This window comes from Candidatus Krumholzibacteriota bacterium, from assembly GCA_016931295.1.
In the GTDB taxonomy this organism is placed as follows: Bacteria; Krumholzibacteriota; Krumholzibacteriia; order Krumholzibacteriales; family Krumholzibacteriaceae; genus JAFGEZ01.
Map to the genome: position 1 here is coordinate 19277 of JAFGEZ010000015.1, position 20661 is coordinate 39937.

Here is a 20661-nt window from a genome sequence, read left to right on the forward strand (position 1 = left end):
GTTCGTTTCCGGTGATTGGACATTCTTCACGGGGCGTAGCCGACGAGGAAGAGGACGCCGACGTTCTTGAAGTCGTCCTCGCTGATCGTCTGCCGCGAGCCGTTTATCTCGAAATCCCCGCTGAGGATGACGTTCGTGAGCCCCCGGTGGAATCGGCCCTCCACGATCAGGTACCCCGGGCCGAGTGCGATCTCGCATCCCGCCGCGGCGATGAGGGCGACGTCGGTGGTGTGCGTGAGATCGGTGAAGTCCACCCCCGCCGAAAAGAGGAGGACCGAGACGTCGACCTCGGCGTCGAGCCGGTAGCAGAAGCAGGGGCCCGCTCTGAGGAAGGGCCGGAACCGCTCCGTCTCCGCGATCGTCCAGGTGAGCAGGAGGGGGAGCTCGATGTAGCTGAAGGCGGCGTCGAGATCGACGTCGACGAAGCCGTCGTAGAGGCTCGCCTCCACGCCGCGCGTCGCGTAGAGGAGCTCGGGGCGGATGCCGATTTGCCCGGTGATCGCGTACTCGAGGAAGAGCCCGCCGATGAATCCCGTCCGCCAGTCGAGGTCGTCATCCCATTCGGCGGGGGCCTCCGTGATGCTGGCCGAGACGATGCCGGCCGTCGCGCCGAGACGGATGGAGCCCGGCTCGATGGCTCCGGCGGCCCCGGCGAACAGCATGAGGAGGAGGGCGAAAATGGCTCGTTTCATCCGTGCTCCCTTCTTCCGGGGCATGCCCGCCCCTAGAACCGGTAACCGATCCCGGCGGTGAAGGTGACGACGTTCATGTGGCCGATGCCGAAGAGGCCGTTGTCGCAGACGATCCCCTCGAGTCCCGGCGGGAGGAGCGAGAAGTTCAGCTCGCCGAAGTCGACGTAGTCGAGCGTTCCCCCGATGCTCCAGTGATCGTCGATGAGGTAGTCGGCGCCGAGCTTCATGCCGAGGGCGATGTCGCTGTCGACGTCGATGTCGAAGGAGACGCCGGTAACGATCACGCCGAGGGAGACGAAGCCACCGGCGTAGAGGTCGGTCCGGTCGATCGGCTGCAGGTGGTAGTTCATGCCGATCGTCGGCAAGACGAAGTTGGGGCTCCCCTCGACGGTGAAGTCCCCGGCTTCGTAGGTCATCTCGACGATGTCGTACCAATAGTGGAAGGCCGCCTCGAGACCGATGCGCCGGCCGAGGACGTACTCGAACGAGGCCACGGCCCCCCAGGTGGTGTTCGTCTGGATCGTCGCGGCGAAGGAGAGGAAATCGAGCCAGGAGCCCCCGCAGTCGTTCCACAGCCTGACGTTGTTCTCGCCGAGGGGGGCGGTGAGCATCCCCTGGAAACGAAGGGTGCCCCAGCGGTCGGGGCGTGTCCCCTCCTCAGCGGCCGCTCCCGGCCCCGCCGCGGCGGCGAGGAGGAGTGCGATCGCCGCAGCGCACATCGTCGCCGTTCGTCTCATCATGGCTCCCGTTCGCCGGCGTGCGTCGTTCCGGAGGGTTCGCGCCGGCACGTGTCGTCACCGCCCGCTGCATCGTGCGGCGATGTCCGAAAAAGAGAATACTCGTCTTGAATCGCCGGGAGGATTGTACGTATTCTACACGGGTGAAGACAACACAATCCCGCCGTCTCCCGCGAATCCTTTTCACGGCGCTTGCCGCCGTTGCGCTGCTCGGGTCGTCCGCGTTCGCCGCCGGCCGGCCGCGGATCGGTCTCGCCCTCTCGGGCGGCGGCGCGCGGGGCGCGGCGCACATCGGCGTTCTCCGGGTGCTCGAGGAGCGCCGCGTGCCGGTCGACTGCATCGCGGGGACGAGCATGGGGGCGATCGTCGGCGGGCTCTACGCCGCCGGCATGACCCCGGACGAGCTCGAGACGCTCATCGGCGAGATCGACTGGGCCGACGCCTTCGACGACGACATCCCGCGCCGCGACCGCTCCTTTCGACGCAAGCAGGACGACGATCTCTTTCTCGTCGACTACCGCCCGGGGATAGGCCGGGGGGGGCTCGCGCTGCCCCCGGGGCTCCTCGACGGGCAGAAGATCGACCTGCTGCTCGAGCGGCACGCGAGCCGCGCCGCGACGGTCGCCGATTTCGATTCGCTCGGCATCCCCTTCCGCGCCGTCGCCACCGATATCGTGACCGGCGAGACGGTGGTCCTCTCGGGCGGGGACCTGGCGACGGCGATCAGGGCGAGCATGTCCCTGCCGGTGATCTTCGCGCCGCGCGAGATCGACGGCCGTCTCCTCGTCGACGGCGGCGTCTCCTGCAACCTCGCCATCGACGTGGTCCGCCGGATGGGCGCCGATATCGTCATCGCCGTCGACATCTCGACGCCGCTGCAAAAACGCGACGAGCTGCGCTCGCTCGTCGCCGTGACCGACCAGCTCACCGGGATCCTCACGAGGCGGAACACCGACATCCAGATCGGCACCCTCGCCCCGCGGGACATCTTCATCCGCCCCGAGCTCGGCGACATCGCCACCGGTTCCTTCGGCCGCGCCGCCGAGGCCGTGCCGGCGGGCGTCGCGGCGGCGGAGGCGGCAGGGGATCGCCTGGCCGCCCTGTCCCTGCCGGCCGGCGAATGGCGACGGTATCTCGCCGCGAGACAGCGGCCACACTCCGACCTCGTCGTCGACGGCGTCCGCATCCTGAACGACTCCCACCTCGCCGACGGGGTGATCACGCGGCGGATCGATATCGAGGCGGGCGCGCCGCTCGACGTCGACCGCCTCGAGCACGACATCGACCGGCTCTACGGGCTGGAGCTCTTCGAGTCGGTCTCCTGGGATCTCGCGCGGGAGTCGGAGGGGAACGTCCTCAACGTGACGGCGCGCGAGGCGCCGCGCGGGCCGAATTACCTGCAGCTCGGCGCGGCGGTCTTCGAGGACTACGAGAGCCCCAATTTCAACGTCGCCGTCGCCTGGACCCGCATGGCGCTCAATCGCCTCGGCGGCGAGCTGCGGGCCGGCGCGCAGTTCGGACAGGAGCCGGGACTCTTCGCCGAGTGGCACCAGCCGCTCGATCAGGGCCTGCGGTGGTTCGTCCACCTGCGGTCTTCGATCGGCGAGCGGGCGACGAGCGTCTTCGACGGGGACGGCTCGCGCGTCATGGAGCTCGCCCTGCGGCGGGGAGGGGGCCAGATCGCCCTCGGACGCGAGCTCGGCGCCTGGGGGGAGGTGCGGGCCGGCCTGCTTCGGGACGGGGGGTCCGTCTCGATGCAGACGGGGGATCCGACCGCCATGGCCGACGGCGTTTTCGACACGGGGGAGGCCTTCGTCAGGCTCTTCATCGACGAGCTCGACTCGGTGACCTTCCCGCGGTCGGGCCACCTGCTGCGCGTGCGCGCCGCCGCGGCGCGCGAGGCGCTCGGCGCCGACACGGCGTACGAGCAGGTCGAGGCGGAGGGGTCGCTCGCCGTCACGCGAGGGCGCCTCACGGCGTTCCTCCGCGGTTGGGCCGCGACCACCCCCGGCGACGACGCGCCCTTCCAGCGGGCCGTGCGGCTCGGAGGGTTCTCCCGTCTCTCGGGACTCGAGCACAACGAGCTGGCCGGACAGCACGCCGGCCTCGCCTCCTGCGCCCTCTTCGCGAGGATCGGCTCGCTCGGCATCGTCCCCGTCTACGGGGGATGCTCGCTGGAATACGGGGAGGTCTTCGCCCGCTCGGAGGATATCCGCATCGAGGACGGGCGAGTCGCGGGGAGCGTTTTCCTGGGGCTCGACACCCCGATCGGTCCCCTCTACGCCGCCTGGGGGCTCGTCGACGGGGGACGGGCGAACGGCTATCTCTTCCTGGGCCAGTCCCTCGCGCGCCCCGTCGCCGGCCTGTGGGATTTCCGGTAGGAACGGACGAGATTGCGGGGATTCGGCTTTCCTTGGCGCTGGCGCCTGTGATACAATGTATATCGATCCGCTCGGCGCGGGAGGGTTCTCTTCCGCCCGGATGACGCACAACCCATTCGCATGTTCCGGCCACGGCGCACGCCGCGTCCAGCGCGGCCCGGCGGGAAGCGAGCCGGGCCACCGATGACTTCGGCGAGGAAAGGAGGATTCGTCCAGCCGTTTTGTTTCTCGATGGGTCGCAGTATCGCGGCCCGGAACCCCACCTGTTCTCCGCGTCGCGATGCCGGGACGCCCGTTCGGGCGCGCAGCGCCGGAGACAAAACGGTTAGGAGAAAGGATGCAACGAAGATCTGCTCTCATTGCTCTCTGCCTGCTGTTCGTTCTCGCGCCCCTGTTCGATGCCTCGGCGGCCACCACCGCCCCACGCGATTTCTCTCCCGTCCGCAACGGTCACGTCACCTCCGCTCCGAGCGTGCTTCCCTACGCTCCGGGCCGGATCATGGTGCAGTTCAAGGGAACCGTCCTCGACAACCCGCGGATGATGCTCGGCGCGGCCCGGGGCACCGAGGTGCCCGAGGCCCGCACGGGGAACCTCTCGATCGACGCCCTGAGCAAGGACGTCGGCGCGACGAGGATCTTCCGTCCCTACATTGAGCTGCGCAACAGGATGATGGCCTCGCGTCTCGGCATCGACCGCTGGTTCATGATCGAGCTGCCCGACGACGCCGACATCCCGGCGGTCGTCGCGCGCTACGCGGCCGACCCGAACGTCGAGCACGCCAAGCCCGACTGGCGGGCCTTCCCGGCGGCGGTCCCGAGCGATCCGCTCTACGCCGACCACTGGGGCCACAACAACACCGCCCAGCTCCCCGCCCTCGAGTGGGGGACGACCTACGAGCATACGGGCGACCCGGTCGGCACGGTCGGCTTCGACGCCAACGCGGAGGCGGCCTGGGACGGCAGCCAGGGCTACGGCTCGTCGACCGTCATCATCGCGATCATCGATTCGGGGGTCGACATCGACCATCCCGATCTGAACCTCGTCGCCGGCTACGATTTCGGGGACAACGACTCGAATCCCGACGACAACTCGGCCGATCCCGGCCACGGCACCTGCTGCGCCGGCGTTGCCGCCTCGATGGCGAACAACGGCATCGGCGCCTGCGGCGCCGCCTCCGGCTGCCGCGTGATGCCGCTCAAGGTGGCGAACAGCCAGGGATCGATGTATTTCTCGGCGATCGAGAACGCCATCTACTACGCGGGCGACAACGGCGTCGACGTCGCCAGCATCAGTCTCGGCGCCCCCGGCGTCACGAGCGATCCGGCGACCGACGCGGCGATCCAGTACGCCTGGAACGCCGGCGTCATCATCCTCGCGGCGACCGGCAACGAGAACGCCTCGACGATCCACTACCCGGCGATCAATCCGTACGTCGTCGGCGTCGGCGCGGCCTCCCCGTGCGGTGACCGCAAGCGGAGCTCGTCGAAATCGACCGAGTGCAACCCCGGCGTCAACACCGATCCGAACGGGTACACCTGCGACGGCGAGCGCTGGTGGGGCTCCAACTACGGATCGACAACGAAGGACGCCGCCGGCGCCGTCGACGTCATCGCGCCGACGATCCTGCCGACGACCGACATCGGCGGCAGCGGCGGGTACACCTCGGGCGACTACGATCCCTTCTTCAACGGCACCTCGTGCGCCACGCCCTACGCGGCGGGGGTGTGCGGGCTCATCAAGTCGGCCAACCCGACGTGGACGCCGGCCGAGATCCGCGACCAGCTCTGCGACACGGCGATCGACATCGTCAACGTCGAGTCCGGGAGCGGCTGGGACCGCTACAGCGGCTACGGCATGGTCGACGCCGCGGCGGCGGTCGGCGGCGGGGGCCCCGTGGCGCCCGTGGCCGAGTTCAGCGGTTCGCCGACATCCGGCCAGATGCCGCTGACCGTCTCTTTCACCGACCAGTCGTCGGGCGCCCCGACGGACTGGTACTGGGACTTCGGCGACGGCGGCTCCTCGACGGCGCAGAATCCCAACCACACCTACACCGCTGCCGGCACCTACACCGTGGAGCTCACGGTGACCAACTCGGCCGGCTCCGACATGGAGACGAAGGTCGACTACATCACCGTGACCACGCCGCCGCCCCCGGTGGCGCAGTTCGGCGGCACGCCGACGAGCGGCCAGGTGCCCCTGACGGTGGCGTTCACGGACGCCTCGACGGGGAATCCCACCTCGTGGAGCTGGGACTTCGGCGACGGCGGCAACTCGACGGCGCAGAACCCGACGCACGAGTACACGGCGACGGGCACCTACACCGTCGTGCTCACGGCGACGAACGCCTACGGCTCGGACGCGGAGACGAAGGTCGATTACATCACCGTGACCCCGCCGGCGCCGCCGGTGGCCGCGTTCAGCGGCTCGCCCGTCTCGGGGGAGGCGCCCCTCACGGTGGCGTTCACCGACGAGTCGACGGGCAATCCCACCTCGTGGAGCTGGGACTTCGGCGACGGCAACGGCTCGACGGCGCAGAACCCGACGCACGAGTACGCGGCGATCGGCACATACACCGTCTCCATGACGGCGACGAGCCCCTACGGCTCCGACACCGAGACGAAGATCGACTACATCGACGTGACCGAGCAGGGAGTGGCCCAGAAGGTCTACGCCCTGGGCGACATCCCCGTCGCCGGCCAGGTGTCGGGGGACTTCACCGACACCCACGCGAGCGATAACGTCCGCGAGACGATCACCGAGATCGCCTACGGCGGGCACCCGGTCAAGACATACAGCTATCTCGAGCACAGGTGGGACTTCAACGTGCCGACCGGGACGAGCGTCACCTTCTACGTGGAAGCCGCGCGCCCGGCGAGCTCCGACGGCGACGACTTCGTCTTCGCCTACTCCACCGACGGCGCTCTCTGGACCGACCTCGTGACGGTCGCGAGCGCCACCGAGCAGGTCTACTCGGCGGCTCTTCCCGCCTCGACGAGCGGCGCCGTCACCATCCGCGTCAAGGACACGGCGCGTTCCTGGGGCGGCACGGCCAATGACGCCGTCGCCATCGACCAGCTCTACATCGAGGTCGAGACGACCCCCGGGCCGCCGGTGGCCGAGTTCGCCGGCACGCCCACGACGGGCGCCGAGCCCCTGACCGTCGACTTCACCGATCTCTCGATCGGCAATCCCGGCTCCTGGAGCTGGGATTTCGGCGACGGGAACGGCTCGACGGCCCAGAACCCGACGCACCAGTACGCGTCGGCCGGCACCTACACGGTCGCCCTCACCGCGACGAACGCCTACGGCTCCGACACGGAGACGAAGGTGGACTACATCACGGTGACCGCGGGCGGTCTCACGATGCACGTCGACGGCATCGCCGTCGGCAGGATCACGAAGAACGCTTTCGTCACCGGCGAGGCGTGGGTGACGATCGTCGACGCGGCGGGCTCGCCCGTCGCGGGGGCGACGGTCTCCGGGGCCTTCAACGCGATCAGGACCTCGACGATGTCCGCCGCGACCGGCTCCGACGGTGTGGCCTACTTCACGACGGGCAAGGCGAAGGCGACCGTCGCTGACTTCTGCTTCGAGGTCGGCGACGTCGTCCTCGGCGGCTACGCGTACGACTCGGCGGCGAACGTCGAGACGCGCGCCTGCGAGAGCGGCACCGTCTTCGGCGCCGGCGGGCGCGGGATGCTCGCCGCCGACGATACGCCGACGAGCTTCTTCCTCGGACAGAACTATCCCAACCCCTTCAACCCGGTGACGACGATCCGCTTCGGGCTGCCGAACGCGGTAAACGTCCGGCTCGACATCTTCGACGTGACGGGCCGGCGCGTGGCCACCCTCGTCGACGGGCCGATGGGAGCGGGTATCCACGACATCGAGTGGAACGCGCGGCGGGCCGCGAGCGGCATCTACTTCTACCGCATCAAGGCCGGCGCCATCACGAGAACCGAGAAGATGATCCTTCTCCGGTAGCCGGAAATCGAAGCGCATCGGGGCCCCGGGGCCCCGACGGGCCCGGCGGCTCGCGCCGCCGGGCCCGTTCCGTCTGCCGGCAAGAAAACCCTTGATTTGCAACGAAGATATTTGCTAGATGATAATGCTTTATGTGCAATATCTGAAACGGTGTCGGGGCGTCCGTCCGCTGCGAGGCCGCCGCCAGGCGGCCGTGGGTGGTCCCGTATCTTCTTGTCACTATTAGCGAAAAGGATCGTGTGATCGGCATGAACACCATTCTCGAGAAGGAATTCATCACGCCGACCGTCTTCAGGATGCGCGTCGAGGCTCCCGAGATCGCGCGGAAGCGCCTGGCCGGGCAGTTCATCATCCTGCGCACCGGCGACAGCGGCGAGCGGGTGCCCCTGACGATCGCCGACGCCGATGCGGAGGCGGGCTGGATCGAGCTCGTCGTCCAGATCGTCGGCAAGTCGACGAAGGTCCTCTCGACGCTCGAGGTCGGCTCGGAAATCTGCGATCTCGTCGGCCCGCTCGGCCGGCCGACGCACATCGAGCTCTTCGGCACCGTCGTCATGATCGGCGGCGGCGTGGGGATCGCGCCGAGCCACCCGATCGCCCAGGGGATGAAGAAGGCGGGCAACAAGGTGATCTCGATCCTCGGGGGACGGACGAAGGATCTCGTCATCATGGAGGAGCGGATGCGCGCGGCGAGCGACCGCGTGATCGTCACGACCGACGATGGATCGGCCGGCCAGAAGGGGCTCGTCACCGACGCCCTCCAGGGGCTCATCGACGACGGGCTCGAGATCGACCTCGTCGTGGCCGTCGGACCGCCGATCATGATGAAGTACGTCTGCCTGCTCACGAAGAAGCACGATATCAGGACCCTGGTCAGCCTCAACACGATCATGGTCGACGGCACGGGCATGTGCGGCGCCTGCCGGGTCTCCGTCGGCGACGACACGAAGTTCGTCTGCGTCGACGGTCCCGAGTTCGACGGGCACAAGGTGGATTTCGACGAGATGATGAAGCGGCTCAAGGCGTACGAGTCGCAGGAAAAGGAATCGATGGAGCGTCTCGAGACCGAGTAGACGAGAAGGAGGACGCGGCGCGCGGGCCGCACGGAACATGACGGATAACAACCTCACACCGAAGGAACGGTTGCAGATTCCGCCCCAGGAGATGCCGCAGCAGGACGCGAAGGAGCGGGTACGCAACGTCAGGGAGGTCCCGCTCGGCTACTCCGAGGAGCAGGCTCGCACCGAGGCGACCCGTTGCCTGCAATGCAAGAAGGCCCCCTGCGTGCGCGGCTGCCCGGTCGAGATCGATATCCCCTCCTTCGTCAAGGCGATCCACGACGGCGATTTCCGCAGGGCCGTGAACGTCATCAAGGAAACGAACATCCTTCCGGCGGTCTGCGGGCGGGTCTGCCCGCAGGAGGAGCAGTGCCAGAAGGCCTGCGTCGTCGGCAAGAGCCTCAAGTCCGTCGACAAGGCCGTCCAGATCGGCAAGCTCGAGCGCTTCGCCGCCGACTGGGAAACCGCCGAGGGCGAGGCCGAGGTTCCCGTGGTCGCTTCCGCGACCGGCAAGCGGGTGGCGATCGTCGGCTCCGGCCCCGCCGGCCTCACCGTGGCGGCGGACGTCCGGCGCGCCGGCCACGAGGTCACGATCTTCGAGGCGCTGCACAAGCCCGGCGGCGTCCTCATCTACGGGATCCCCGAGTTCCGTCTTCCCAAGCGCATCGTCATGCGCGAGGTGGAGAACCTCCGGAAGATGGGGGTCGAACTGAAGAACAACATGGTCGTTGGCAAGGTCTTCACCGTGGACGAGCTGCTCGGCGAGGAGGGATTCGACGCCGTCTTCGTCGGGACGGGCGCGGGGCTGCCGATGTTCATGCGCATGCCCGGCGAGAACCTCAATGGCGTCTACTCGGCGAACGAGTATCTCACCCGTGCGAACCTGATGCAGGCGTACTCCTTCCCCGAGACGGACACGCCGATCGTGAAAGCGCGCAACGTGGCCGTATTCGGCGGCGGGAATGTCGCGATGGACTCGGCCCGCACGGCCCTGCGCCTCGGCGCGGAGAACGTCTACCTCGTCTACCGGCGGTCGCGCGCCGAGATGCCGGCACGGGTCGAGGAGGTGCACCACGCCGAGGAGGAGGGCGTCCAGCTGATGCTTCTCCAGAACCCGACGAGACTCATCGGCGACGACAACGGCTGGGTGCGGCAGGTGGAGTGCATCCGGATGGAGCTCGGCGAGCCCGACGATTCGGGACGCCGCCGGCCCAAGCCGATCCCGGACAGCGAGTTCACGATCGACATCGACGCGTGCATCGTCGCGATCGGCAACTCCTCGAACCCGCTGATCCCCGACACGACGCCCGACATCTCGACGAACCGGTGGGGGAACATCACCGTCGAGGAGGAGACGATGAAGACGAGCAAGAAGGGCGTCTTCGCGGGCGGCGACATCGTGCTCGGCGCGGCGACGGTGATCCTCGCGATGGGGCAGGGGCGCAAGGCGGCCGCCGCCATCAACGAATACCTCTCCTCCGGCACGTGGTAGCGGAGAAAGCGATCGATACCGAACGACGACGGCCGCCCGGCGACGGGCGGCCGTTTCCGTTCTGGCCGGCGCCCGGTCCGTCCGGCGGCCCGGCCCCCGCCGGCGCTACATCTCGGTGATATCGGTGACGCCGTCAAGGTTCGAGAGGGACGCGAGGAGCTTCTCGTGCCGGCGCCTCGAAGTGGCGTACTCGAAGACGGCCGTCCACGTCTCGCCCGTCCTGTTCACGTCGCGGGCCTCGCTGATGATGTTCAGGCCGGTGAAGATCTCGAGGATCGATCCGATGATCCCCCGCCGTTCGTCGAGGCTGAGCTGGATGACGTGCGTCGCCCGGAGACGCCGGAGCGCCTTCTCGATGAAGCGGACGAAGACGAGCGTGAGGGTGATGAAGAAGGCGCCGGCGACGGCGATCAGGATCCGGCCGGCGCCGATCGACAGCCCGAGGGCGGTCAGCACCCAGATCGTGGCCGCGGTCGTGAGGCCGGTCACGTGGAAACGGGAGCGGATGATCGTGCCCGCGCCGAGAAACCCGACGCCGGTGACGACCTGGGCGCCGATCCGCGCGGGATCGTGGACCCAACCGGTCGCCCGCGCCGTCTCGATCGAGATGATCATGAAGATGCAGGCGCCGATGCACATCAGCATGTTGGTGCGGATGCCGGCCGGCTTGCCGGCGAATTCCCGTTCGAGCCCCACCGCGCCGCCGACGAGCAGCGCGACGAGCATCCTGACGATGTAGTCGGTCAGTGTTCCCTCGATCACGGTTTCCTTTCCCGGTTCCCGCGGGCGGCCGATGATCGCCGCGCCGCCTGCCCGCCCCGCCACCGGCCGGACGGCCGGGGCGTTTTCTCTGGTAAAGGATACCCGACGCGGCTATTCTTGCAACGGTTTTTCCCTTTCACGGGCGGGCCTCAGGGTGGAGGCCGCGGGAGCGGGCATGGACAGGACCGACTGGCAGGGGATCGCCGACGGCCTGGAACTCGGCGGCGGGACGGTCCGGGCGCGTCTCGTCGCGCGCGGGCGGGTGCAGGGCGTCGGTTTCCGCCCGAGCGTCTTCCGCTACGCCGTCGAGGAAAATCTTGCCGGATTCGTGCGGAACACGCGCCTCGGCGTCGTCATCGAGGTCGAGGGGCCGCGCGAGAGCGTCGACCGGTTCGCCCTTCGGCTGCTCGGCGAGCCGCCGCCGCTCGCCAGGATCGACGAACTCGACGCCGAAGCCGTCCCGCCGGCCGGCGGCGGGCGGTTCGTCATCCTCGAGAGCGAGGAGCCGGGCCGGGCCGAGGCCCTCTTTCCCGTCGACACGGCCGTCTGCGCCGACTGCCTTCGGGAGATGCGCGACCCGGCCGATCCGCGGTTCCGCTACCCCTTCATCAACTGCACGAACTGCGGGCCGCGTTTCACGATCATCGAGGGGCTGCCGTACGACCGTCCGCTGACGACGATGCGGCGCTTCGAGATGGACGGACTGTGCCGCGGCCAGTACGCCGACCCGGGCGACCGACGCTTCCACGCCGAGCCGATCTCCTGCCCGAACTGCGGGCCGCGTCTCTTTCTCGTCGGCGAGGAGGGGCGGGAGCTCGACGGCGATCCCGTGACCGAGACACGACGGCTGCTCGAGGCGGGGTTCATCGTGGCTGTGAAGGGGCTCGGCGGATACCACTTCGCCTGCCGGGCCGACCGCGGAGAGACGGTCGGGCTCCTCCGCCTGCGCAAGAGCCGTCCGGCCAAGCCGTTCGCCGTCATGTTCCGCGATCTTTCCGTCGCCGAACAGTACTGCCGCATCGGCGACACGGAACGGGCGCTCCTCCTCTCGCCCGAGGCGCCGATCGTGATCCTCAGGCGGCGCGACCACCACCTGCCCGAATCGATCGCGCCGGGCAACGCCTGCATCGGGGCCTTTCTGCCCTACACGCCCGTCCATCACCTCCTCATGGAGACCTTCGACGCGCTCGTCATGACCTCGGCGAACCTCTCCGACGAGCCGCTCATCTCCACCGAGGAGGAGATCGCCGGCCTGCTGGGACCGATCGCCGACGCGGCGCTGGAGAACGACCGGCCGATCGCGCACAAGTGCGACGATTCGATCGTCTTCGCGCCGGGGGGGCTGGCCGTGCCGATCAGGCGGGCGAGGGGATTCGTGCCGGAGCCGGTGCCTCTCCCGATGCCCCCGGCCATCTGCATCCTGGCGACGGGGGGGCAGGAGAAGGGGACGTTCGCGCTCTCGCGGGGCGGAAGCGCCTTCCTCTCGCCGCACCTCGGCGATCTCGGCGACTGGCGCGGGCAGCGCAACTACCGGGGAGAGCTCGAGGAGTACGAGCGCATCCTCGGCATCTCGGCCGAGGCGGTCGTCCACGACATGCATCCGGACTACTTCACCACGCGTTTCGCGGCCCAGCTCGGACTGCCGACCTTCGCCGTCCAGCATCACCACGCCCACGCGGTGAGCGTGATGGTCGAGCACGGCATCGTCGATCCGGTCGTCGCGGTCTGCTTCGACGGGACGGGGTTCGGGACCGACGGGACGCTCTGGGGCGGGGAGTTCCTCCTCGCCGAGTTCCACCGTTTCGAGCGTCTCGCGCATCTCGCCGTCGTCCCGCTCGCCGGCGGCGAGGCGGCGATCCGCGAGCCGTGGCGGATGGCCCTCGTTCATCTCCGGCGCTGGCGGGGCGACGCGCTGGCCGGCGACGACCTCGGGAGATGGGGGATCCCGCCGGACGCGCCGGTGGAGACGATCCTCGAGCTCGTCGACCGCGGCGTGAACGCGATTCCCACCTCGAGCATCGGCCGTTTCTTCGACGCCGTCGCGTCGATGCTTGATCTCGGCGCGCGCGTGAGCTACGAGGCCGAGGCGGCCGTCGCCCTCGAGGCCGCCGCCCTCGAGTCGAACGACGGGGGGCTCTACCGGTTCGGATCCTCCGGGACGGGGCCGATCGTCGTCGATCCGACGCCGGTCGTCGCCGCGGTCGCCGCCGACATCGACCGGAACGTTTCCGTGCCGGCGATCGCTCGCCGGTTCCACCGGGGCGTGGCGGCGATGATCGTCGAGACGGCAGGCCGACTCGCCGCCGCCACGCACCGAGGCACGGTGGTCTGCTCGGGCGGCGTTTTCCAGAACCGGCTGCTCTGCGAGGACGTCATGGCCCTGTCGGCCGGCGACGGACTCGACTGGCGATGGCACGCGATCGTCCCCCCGAACGACGGGGGCGTCTCTCTCGGACAACTGCAGGCCGCGGCGGCGATGATCGCGCACGGGGAGGACGGGGCCGCGGACGTCCCCGGGAAGGAGCGACAGCGATGAAGGAACGGGACGGGGAGCGCATCCTCATGGCCCACGGCGGCGGCGGCGTCCTGATGCACGAGCTGATCGGCCGCATCGCCGGGCGGTTCGGCGGCGAGGGGCCGATGCAGGACAGCGCGCTGATCGATCTGCCCGGCGGCCGGATCGCCTTCACCACGGATTCGTACGTGGTGAGCCCCCTCTTCTTTCCCGGCGGCGACATCGGGCGGCTCGCCGTCTGCGGCACGGTGAACGACCTCGCCGTCTGCGGCGCCCGGCCCCGGTGGATCTCCCTCGCGATGATCGTCGAGGAGGGCCTCGACATCGAGGTGCTCGACCGCGTGGCCGCATCCGTCGACGCCGCGGCGCGCGAGGCGGACGTGCGCGTCGTCACGGGCGACACGAAGGTCGTCGAGCGCGGAAAGGCGGACGGGTTGTTCATCAACACCGCCGGCATCGGCGAGATCCCGCCCGGCGTCGACGTGTCGACGGCCAATGCGCTCCCGGGGGACGTCGTGATCGTCAGCGGCACGATCGGCGACCACGGACTGGCCCTTCTCAGCGTCCGCGAGGGGATCGCGTTCGGCGGGGAGATCGAGAGCGACACGGCGCCGCTCTCCTCGCTCATCGTTCCGCTCCTCGAGGCCCGGCCGGGGGTCGTGCGCGCGATGCGCGACGCGACGCGCGGCGGGCTCGCCGCCGTCCTCAACGAGATCGCCGTCGACGCCGGCGTCTGCGTGCGTGTCGAGTCGGCGAAGATCCCCGTCCGCGAATCGGTTCGCCGCGGGTGCGAGCTCATGGGGTACGATCCGCTCCATATCGCGAACGAGGGGAAGTTCGTCTTGATCGTCGATCCGGCCGCCGCCGGGGCGGTCGTCGAGGCCATGCGCGGGCACGAGCTCGGACGCGACGCGGCGGCGATCGGCCGGATCACCGACGAGGAGCCGGGGCTCGTCGTGCTCAAAACCGGTCTCGGGGGCGAGCGCGTCGTCGATCTGCCCTACGGGGATATCCTGCCGAGGATCTGCTGACCGGCGATCTCGATGGCGACACGGGGGCAGTCGCGGAGCAGGTGCGGGGGGATCTCGTTCCCGCGGGGCGAGAGTGTCGGCAGCCGGCAAACGGCGGGGGAAGCGGTTGCCCCGGGTCGGGTGATGTCCTATCTTTCCGGGTATGATCGACTACCACCTGCACGGCAACTTCTGCGGCCACGGCTCGGGAACGCTCGGCGAGTACGTCGAGGCGGCGCTCGGCCGCGACCTCGTGGAGATCGGCTTCAGCGCGCATCTGCCGAAGGTCGTCGATCCAGACCCGTACCACGCGATGCTCGAGGAGGATCTTCCCCGCTACGTCGAGACGGTCCTCTCGCTGCGGGAACGATACCGCGGCCGCATCTCGATCAAGCTGGGGATCGAGGCGGACTTCTTCGAGGGACACGAGGATGCCACGCGCCGCCTGCTCGACGCCTGGCCGTTCGACTACGTCCTCGGGTCGATCCATTTCCTCGGCGACTGGCATTTCACGAGCCGCGAGGGGCTTCCCCGCTACGAGACGGCCGATCCCGAGGAGGCCTTTCCCCGCTATTTCGAGCAGGTGCGTCGGCTCGTCGACACGGGGCTCTTCGACATCCTCGCCCATCCCGACGCGATCAAGCGCGAACGCTTCCGCCCGGCGCGCACGCCCGTGGCGGATTACGAGAGCGTCGCCGAGCGGCTCGCCTGCAGGGGTATGGCGATCGAGGTGAACACGGGCGGACTCCGGCGGCGCGCCGGCTCGATCTATCCCGACGCCGCGATGCTCGCCGCGTGCGCCAGGCGCGGCGTGCCCGTCACGCTCGGTTCCGACGCGCACAGCCCCGCGGACGTCGGCCGCGATTTCGACGAGGCCTACCGGCTTCTCGCCGCCGTCGGGATCGACGAGACGGCGGTCTTCGACCGGCGGCGCCTCGCCCTTCGGCCCGTTCCGGCGGCGAAGTGAATCGCCTGCTCCCGAACCTTCCCGCGAGACGGACAAGCGCTTGACAGCCCCCGGGGGGCGGGGTATGTTTCTCGCACGACGGAAACGAACGGTGGAAACCGCCGGAGCCGAAAACCGAGAGGAGGGAGAGGGAGCCGCCCGGCTCCTTCGTGGCATGTGAAGGACAGAAAGATCCTCAAGGAAGGCCTGACCTTCGACGACGTGCTCCTCGTCCCCGCCAGATCCCGTGTCCACCCCCAGAAAGTCAACGTCAAGACGCGCCTGACGCGCAAGATACGGCTGAACATGCCCGTGGTCTCCGCGGCGATGGACACCGTGACGGAATGGCAGCTGGCGATCGCCCTCGCGCGGGAGGGCGGCATCGGGATCATCCACAAGAACCTCTCGATCGACGAACAGGCCGAGCAGGTGGACCGCGTGAAGCGGAGCGAGAGCGGGATGATCGTCAACCCGGTCACCCTGTCGCAGGACATGCTCGTCCGGGAAGCCAAGGAACTCATGGCCCGGTATCACATATCGGGGCTCCCGGTCGTCGACGGCGACGTTCTCGTGGGCATCCTCACGAATCGCGACCTTCGCTTCATCGAGCGCGACGACGTCCGCGTGGATTCGGTGATGACCAGGGAGGGACTCATCACGGCGTCGCAGGGGATCAAACTCGATCGCGCGATGCGCATCCTCCACGAGAACCGGATCGAGAAGCTCCCCGTCGTCGACGAGAAGGGGCGGTTGAAGGGGCTCATCACCTTCAAGGACATCCAGAAGCGGCTCGATTTCCCCCATTCCAGCAAGGACACGCGCGGGCGTCTCCGCGTGGGCGCGGCGGTGGGGATCGGCGCCGGGACGATGGACCGCGTGCGGGCGCTCGTCGACGCGCACGTCGACGTCCTCGTCGTCGACACCGCGCACGGACACGCCGAGCCGGTGATGAAGATGATCGAGCGGATCCGCAACAAGTTCCGCGGGATACAGCTGATCGCGGGAAACATCGCGACGGCGACCGCGGCGCGAGACCTCATCAAGCTCGGCGTCGACGCGATCAAGGTCGGTATCGGGCCCGGCGCGATCTGCACGACGCGCGTCATCGCCGGGATCGGCGTGCCGCAGATCACGGCGATCATGGACTGCGCGGATGTCGCGGCGAAGGCCGACGTGCCGCTGATCGCCGACGGCGGGATCAAGTACTCCGGGGACATCGCCAAGGCGATCGCCGCCGGCGCGGACAGCGTGATGATCGGCAGCCTCTTCGCCGGCACGGACGAGAGCCCCGGCGAGATCATCTACCACCAGGGCAAGGCCTACAAGGTCTACCGGGGGATGGGTTCGATCGGGGCGATGAAGAAGGGAAGCAGCGACCGGTACTTCCAGGAGGGCGTCGGCGAGGGCAAGTTCGTCGCCGAGGGGATCGAGGGGCGCGTCTCCTACAAGGGGAGCCTCGCGAGCAACGTCTACCAGCTCGTCGGCGGGCTGAAGTCGGGAATGGGATATTGCGGCTGCGGCACGATCGCGGCCCTCAAGAAACAGTCGCGGTTCATGAGGATCACGCACGCGGGACTCCGCGAGAGCCATCCGCACGACATCGTCATCAGCAAGGAGGCTCCCAACTACCGGACGAGCACGTAGGGCGTCCGCGGGAGATCAGGCCGGCATGAGCGGAACCACGCCCCGTGACAACCTCGACACGCTGCGGCGGGCGCTCGCCGGGCACGGCGTCGATCTTCTCTCGTCGGCCGCTCTCACGCCCGGGGCGCGTGCGCACGTCCACGAGGCGGTGCGCGCCGAAACGGAAGAGCTCGGATACGCGCTCGTCATCGGGATGCGACTCTCCCGCCCGGCGCTCGAGACCTGCCGGACCGCCCCGACGTGGACCTACTACTACCACTACCGGACGGTGAACTTCGCGCTCGACCAGGCGGCCTTTCTCGCGGCGGGCACGATCCAGCGGATGGGACGGCGGGCCTTCCCCGTGCCCGCGTCGCAGATCCTCGACTGGGACCGGCTGCGGGCCCACCTCTCGCACCGCGAGATCGGGGAACTGGCGGGGCTGGGCTGGCGGGGGCGCAACAACCTGCTCGTCCACCCGGGTCTCGGTGCGCAATTCCGCCTGGTGACCGTGCTGACCGATCTCGAGCTGCCCGCGAAAGGGGCGGATTTGTCGCTGCCCGGCTGCGGCGCCTGCCGCGCCTGCATCGACGCCTGTCCGGCCGGGGCGATCGGCGAGGACGCCTCGCGGTTCGACGCCGATCGTTGCACGGCTCAGCTCAGGCGGTTCACGAAGAGCGAGAAGATAAACACGATGATCTGCGGGGTCTGCGTCCGGGTCTGCCGGGGCGCCGGGCCGGAAAGCGGGATGAGCAAAGCATGAAGAATACGCTGGAGAAGCTGCACCAGTCGATCTGGGAACTGCGCATGTGCGTCCAGGACGGAACGGCGGGGCCTGCGCACCGGCGCGACCTGGCCCGGTTCTTCCACGAAAGCCGGCTCTTCGTCGAGCGCAGGGCGCGCATCCCGCAGGTCGACCGGTCATTTCTCATGCTCCAGGAAAGCGACTCGGACTGCGTCATCCTCCTGCACGGGGCGGGCGGATCGCCTGATGAGATGCGCGGTCTCGGCGAGCACCTCTTCCGGCTGGGATTCTCCGTCTATGCGCAGCGTCTGCCGCTGGAGAAGATCGGCGCCGAGGAGAGCGATCCCGCGCACGCCCGGGCGATCAACCTCAATCGCTGGAGCGCCTGCCTCGCCGAGATGTCGATCGCCGTGGAAACGCTCGTCGCCTGCTTTCCCCACACGTGGATCGCGGGCTTCAGTTTCGGCGGGACGCTGGCCCTGAACCTTCTCCGGGAACATCCTCTCCGCGGGGGCGTCCTGATCGCGCCGGCCCTCTATCCGCGGCGTTCCCTTCGATACGTCGGATTCCGCGTCCTGCGGCGGCTGATGCCCGCTCTCGCCCGCCGCCGCTATCCGCGCGAGACGACCGTCGTCGAACTGATGGAGCAGAGCAGGACGAACCTCGCCAGGATCGAGACGCCGCTGCTCGTCGTGCAGGCCGCGCGCGATCCGATCGTCTCGCGCCGCGGCTTCGATCACCTGCGCCGCGCCCTGCCCGGGGAGACCTACCGGTTCCTCCTCCTCGACAGCGACCGTCACGTGATCGTCCGCGGCGAGGACGGGAGCGAGGTCGCGCGGCTCGTCGGGGAGTTCATCAAAAGCGCGTAGGCGCGGGCCGCCCGGACGCGCGTCCGTCATTCCATGGAAAATGAGAAGGTCGGGTCGATCGACCGGATCTCGTCGACGACGGCGAGGAGGTCGCGGTCGATCTCAGGCGCGGGGCGTGTCCGCCGGGCCGAGTAGAGGTCGAGGAACCGGTCGTGCAGTTCCCCGAGCCGGGCCCGGTCGTCGATCCGGTCGACGTCGCGGCCGAGATGGTAGATCTCCCCGCCGGTGAGGCGGCGGTAGAGGTTGAAATACTCGCTCCTGAGGCGCGAGAGCACGTGCGCGTACTTCTCGAATCCGTCGGCGAGCTTGCCGAGAACGTCGCTGATCGCCGTCGGACGACGGAAGGTCTCGATCGCGTAACCCCTTGCGATCGCGTAGTAGGCCGCGCCCCGGCCGGCGTAGAGGCGGGGGTTCGCGCAAAGCCACGGCGTCGACGAGGGGCGCCGCCCCGTCGGGTTGTCGAAGATCCCGATCGAGAGGAGCAGGAAATCGGCGTTTGCCCGGTAGAGATCGTACCTGCCGCGCGGATGTTCTATCGAACGGGCCGTCTCCGACAGGGCGATGTCCCACGGAACCATGCGGGATGCAATCCGCTGCTGCCCGGGCCCGTCGACCAGGCCGGCGAGGAGCGCGGCGATGTAGACGTTCACGTCCTCGTCGTAACAGTCTTCGTTCGAGGGGAATCCGCTCTCCAACCTGCTGTAGAGCAGGTTGTTCATCATGTAGAAGTAGGTCCGGCGGGGTTCCGCGGACGCCCGTTCGCCGATCTCCGCATATGTGCCGGTAACGGCCATGTTTTCTCTCCGTTGCAGCGCATCGGTGTCGTCGCCGCTCCGGGCTGCAAGGTCCATGCCACGGAGGGGCCGCCCTCCCCCGGCGGGGAGCGCCGGAAAAACCCTTGCCCGGCGATATGACTGTTCTGTTATAATGGCTCCCGACGATCGAGCTCCGCCTACCCACCGATTGCAAGGGGGATTCCATGAGAGTCGGGTTCCTGCAGTCCCGGCCCAAGTTCGGGGCCGTGAAGACGAATGTGAGAAAAGCAGTTACGCTACTCTCGAAGATTCATGACGCCCTGGTCGTGCTGCCCGAGCTTTTCAACACGGGGTATCTCTTCAAGAACCGGGAGGAGCTCGCCTCGCTCGCCGAAACGGTCCCCGGCGGCTTCACCACGGTCGAGATGAAGAAGATCGCCAAGAAGAACGGTCTCGACATCGTTTTCGGCATCGCCCAGAAGCACGGCCGCAAGCTCTACAACAGCGCCGTGTACGTTTCCCGGAAGGGCAAGGTGCAGGTATATCAGAAGATACACCTCTTCGACCGGGAGAAGCTCTTCTTTTCCCCGGGAGACAAGCTCGCCATCGTCAAGACCGAGGAGACCATGGCGGGAATCATGATCTGCTTCGACTGGATCTTTCCCGAGGTCGCGCGCGCGCTGTCCCTCAAGGGGGCGCGGATCATCTGCCATCCGAGCAATCTCGTGCTGCCATGGGGGCAGGAGGCGATGAAGACGCGCTGCATCGAGAACGGCGTCTTCGCCGTCACGGCGAACCGCATCGGCACCGAGCGACGGGGGACGATCGAGCTCTCCTTCACGGGAAACAGCCAGATCATCGGCCCGAAGGGCGACCTTCTCCTCACGGCGGGCGATCGGAGCGAATCGTTGAAATCGGTCGAGATCGACATCTCCCAGGCCGACGACAAGAGCGTGACGAGCAACAACGATCTCTTCGTCGACCGCGTGCCGGGCATCTACACGCCGCTCTGTCGCAAGAAGCCCTGATCGGGGTCGTTTCGCGATAATGCCTTGCCATCTCCCCGCGTAGCCTTCTGCTCGTGCAAAACG

The 20661-nt window shown here is 68.4% G+C and carries 15 protein-coding genes and 3 pseudogenes; 14 read left to right on the plus strand and 4 right to left on the minus strand.

What is annotated here, in order from left to right; genetic code table 11:
* Positions 1-26: 26 nt before the first annotated feature.
* Positions 27-692 carry a PorT family protein gene (locus JW876_04615; GenBank protein MBN1884791.1) on the minus strand — a complete coding sequence of 222 codons (666 nt, stop codon included), beginning with the start codon at positions 690-692 and terminating at the stop codon, positions 27-29.
* Positions 693-724: 32 nt separating this feature from the next.
* Positions 725-1432 (minus strand): outer membrane beta-barrel protein, encoded by a 708-nt coding sequence (locus JW876_04620; protein MBN1884792.1) that lies wholly within the window; start codon positions 1430-1432, stop codon positions 725-727.
* A 140-nt stretch (positions 1433-1572) separates the two neighbouring features.
* Here JW876_04620 and JW876_04625 point away from each other — a divergent pair, with 140 nt between their 5' ends.
* The 7 genes and pseudogenes from JW876_04625 to gltA all read left to right on the plus strand — a co-directional run bounded on the left by JW876_04625 (position 1573) and on the right by gltA (position 10345).
* Positions 1573-3810, plus strand: a complete 2238-nt coding sequence (locus tag JW876_04625; protein MBN1884793.1) for a patatin-like phospholipase family protein — start codon at positions 1573-1575, stop codon at positions 3808-3810.
* A gap of 988 nt (positions 3811-4798) precedes the next feature.
* Positions 4799-5665: pseudogene (locus JW876_04630) on the plus strand (S8 family serine peptidase).
* Positions 5666-5950 (plus strand): annotated as a pseudogene (locus tag JW876_04635) (PKD domain-containing protein). It begins immediately after the preceding pseudogene.
* Positions 5951-6391: 441 nt separating this feature from the next.
* Positions 6392-7159, plus strand: a pseudogene (locus JW876_04640) (PKD domain-containing protein).
* Positions 7160-7174: 15 nt separating this feature from the next.
* Positions 7175-7795, plus strand: a complete 621-nt coding sequence (locus tag JW876_04645) for a T9SS type A sorting domain-containing protein (GenBank protein MBN1884794.1) — start codon at positions 7175-7177, stop codon at positions 7793-7795.
* A gap of 248 nt (positions 7796-8043) precedes the next feature.
* Complete coding sequence (locus tag JW876_04650) at positions 8044-8868, plus strand: sulfide/dihydroorotate dehydrogenase-like FAD/NAD-binding protein (GenBank protein ID MBN1884795.1); 825 nt, start codon at positions 8044-8046, stop codon at positions 8866-8868.
* 37 nt (positions 8869-8905) lie between these two features.
* Positions 8906-10345, plus strand: coding sequence for an NADPH-dependent glutamate synthase (gene gltA / locus JW876_04655; protein MBN1884796.1), 1440 nt, complete (start codon positions 8906-8908; stop codon positions 10343-10345).
* 105 nt (positions 10346-10450) lie between these two features.
* Here gltA and JW876_04660 read toward each other — a convergent pair whose 3' ends face one another.
* On the minus strand, positions 10451-11071 hold the full coding sequence (locus tag JW876_04660; GenBank protein MBN1884797.1) for an MgtC/SapB family protein: 621 nt from the start codon (positions 11069-11071) through the stop codon (positions 10451-10453).
* Positions 11072-11282: 211 nt separating this feature from the next.
* On the opposite strand from JW876_04660, the gene hypF reads away from it, so the two are divergent.
* From hypF to JW876_04690, 6 genes are all read left to right on the plus strand, one after another.
* On the plus strand, positions 11283-13643 hold the full coding sequence (gene hypF, locus JW876_04665) for a carbamoyltransferase HypF (GenBank protein MBN1884798.1): 2361 nt from the start codon (positions 11283-11285) through the stop codon (positions 13641-13643).
* Positions 13640-14653, plus strand: coding sequence for a hydrogenase expression/formation protein HypE (gene hypE / locus JW876_04670; protein MBN1884799.1), 1014 nt, complete (start codon positions 13640-13642; stop codon positions 14651-14653). The genes hypF and hypE overlap by 4 nt, the downstream gene beginning before the upstream one ends.
* Positions 14654-14795: 142 nt before the next feature.
* A complete protein-coding gene (locus tag JW876_04675; GenBank protein MBN1884800.1) occupies positions 14796-15599 on the plus strand; it encodes a histidinol-phosphatase HisJ family protein in 804 nt (267 codons plus the stop codon).
* Positions 15600-15755: 156 nt separating this feature from the next.
* Entirely contained in the window at positions 15756-17222 is a 1467-nt protein-coding gene (gene guaB, locus JW876_04680) for an IMP dehydrogenase (protein MBN1884801.1), read from the plus strand.
* A gap of 25 nt (positions 17223-17247) precedes the next feature.
* The gene (locus JW876_04685; GenBank protein ID MBN1884802.1) at positions 17248-17964 is read left to right on the plus strand and encodes an epoxyqueuosine reductase; all 717 of its coding nucleotides are present in this window, start codon (positions 17248-17250) and stop codon (positions 17962-17964) included.
* Positions 17961-18815 (plus strand): alpha/beta fold hydrolase, encoded by an 855-nt coding sequence (locus tag JW876_04690; protein ID MBN1884803.1) that lies wholly within the window; start codon positions 17961-17963, stop codon positions 18813-18815. Before JW876_04685 ends, JW876_04690 begins: the two co-directional genes overlap by 4 nt.
* Positions 18816-18841: 26 nt before the next feature.
* Here the strand turns inward: JW876_04690 and JW876_04695 are convergent, their stop codons facing one another.
* On the minus strand, positions 18842-19609 hold the full coding sequence (locus JW876_04695) for a hypothetical protein (GenBank protein ID MBN1884804.1): 768 nt from the start codon (positions 19607-19609) through the stop codon (positions 18842-18844).
* A gap of 185 nt (positions 19610-19794) precedes the next feature.
* Between JW876_04695 and JW876_04700 the strand changes: the two genes are divergently transcribed.
* Complete coding sequence (locus tag JW876_04700; GenBank protein ID MBN1884805.1) at positions 19795-20598, plus strand: hypothetical protein; 804 nt, start codon at positions 19795-19797, stop codon at positions 20596-20598.
* Positions 20599-20661: the final 63 nt, after the last annotated feature.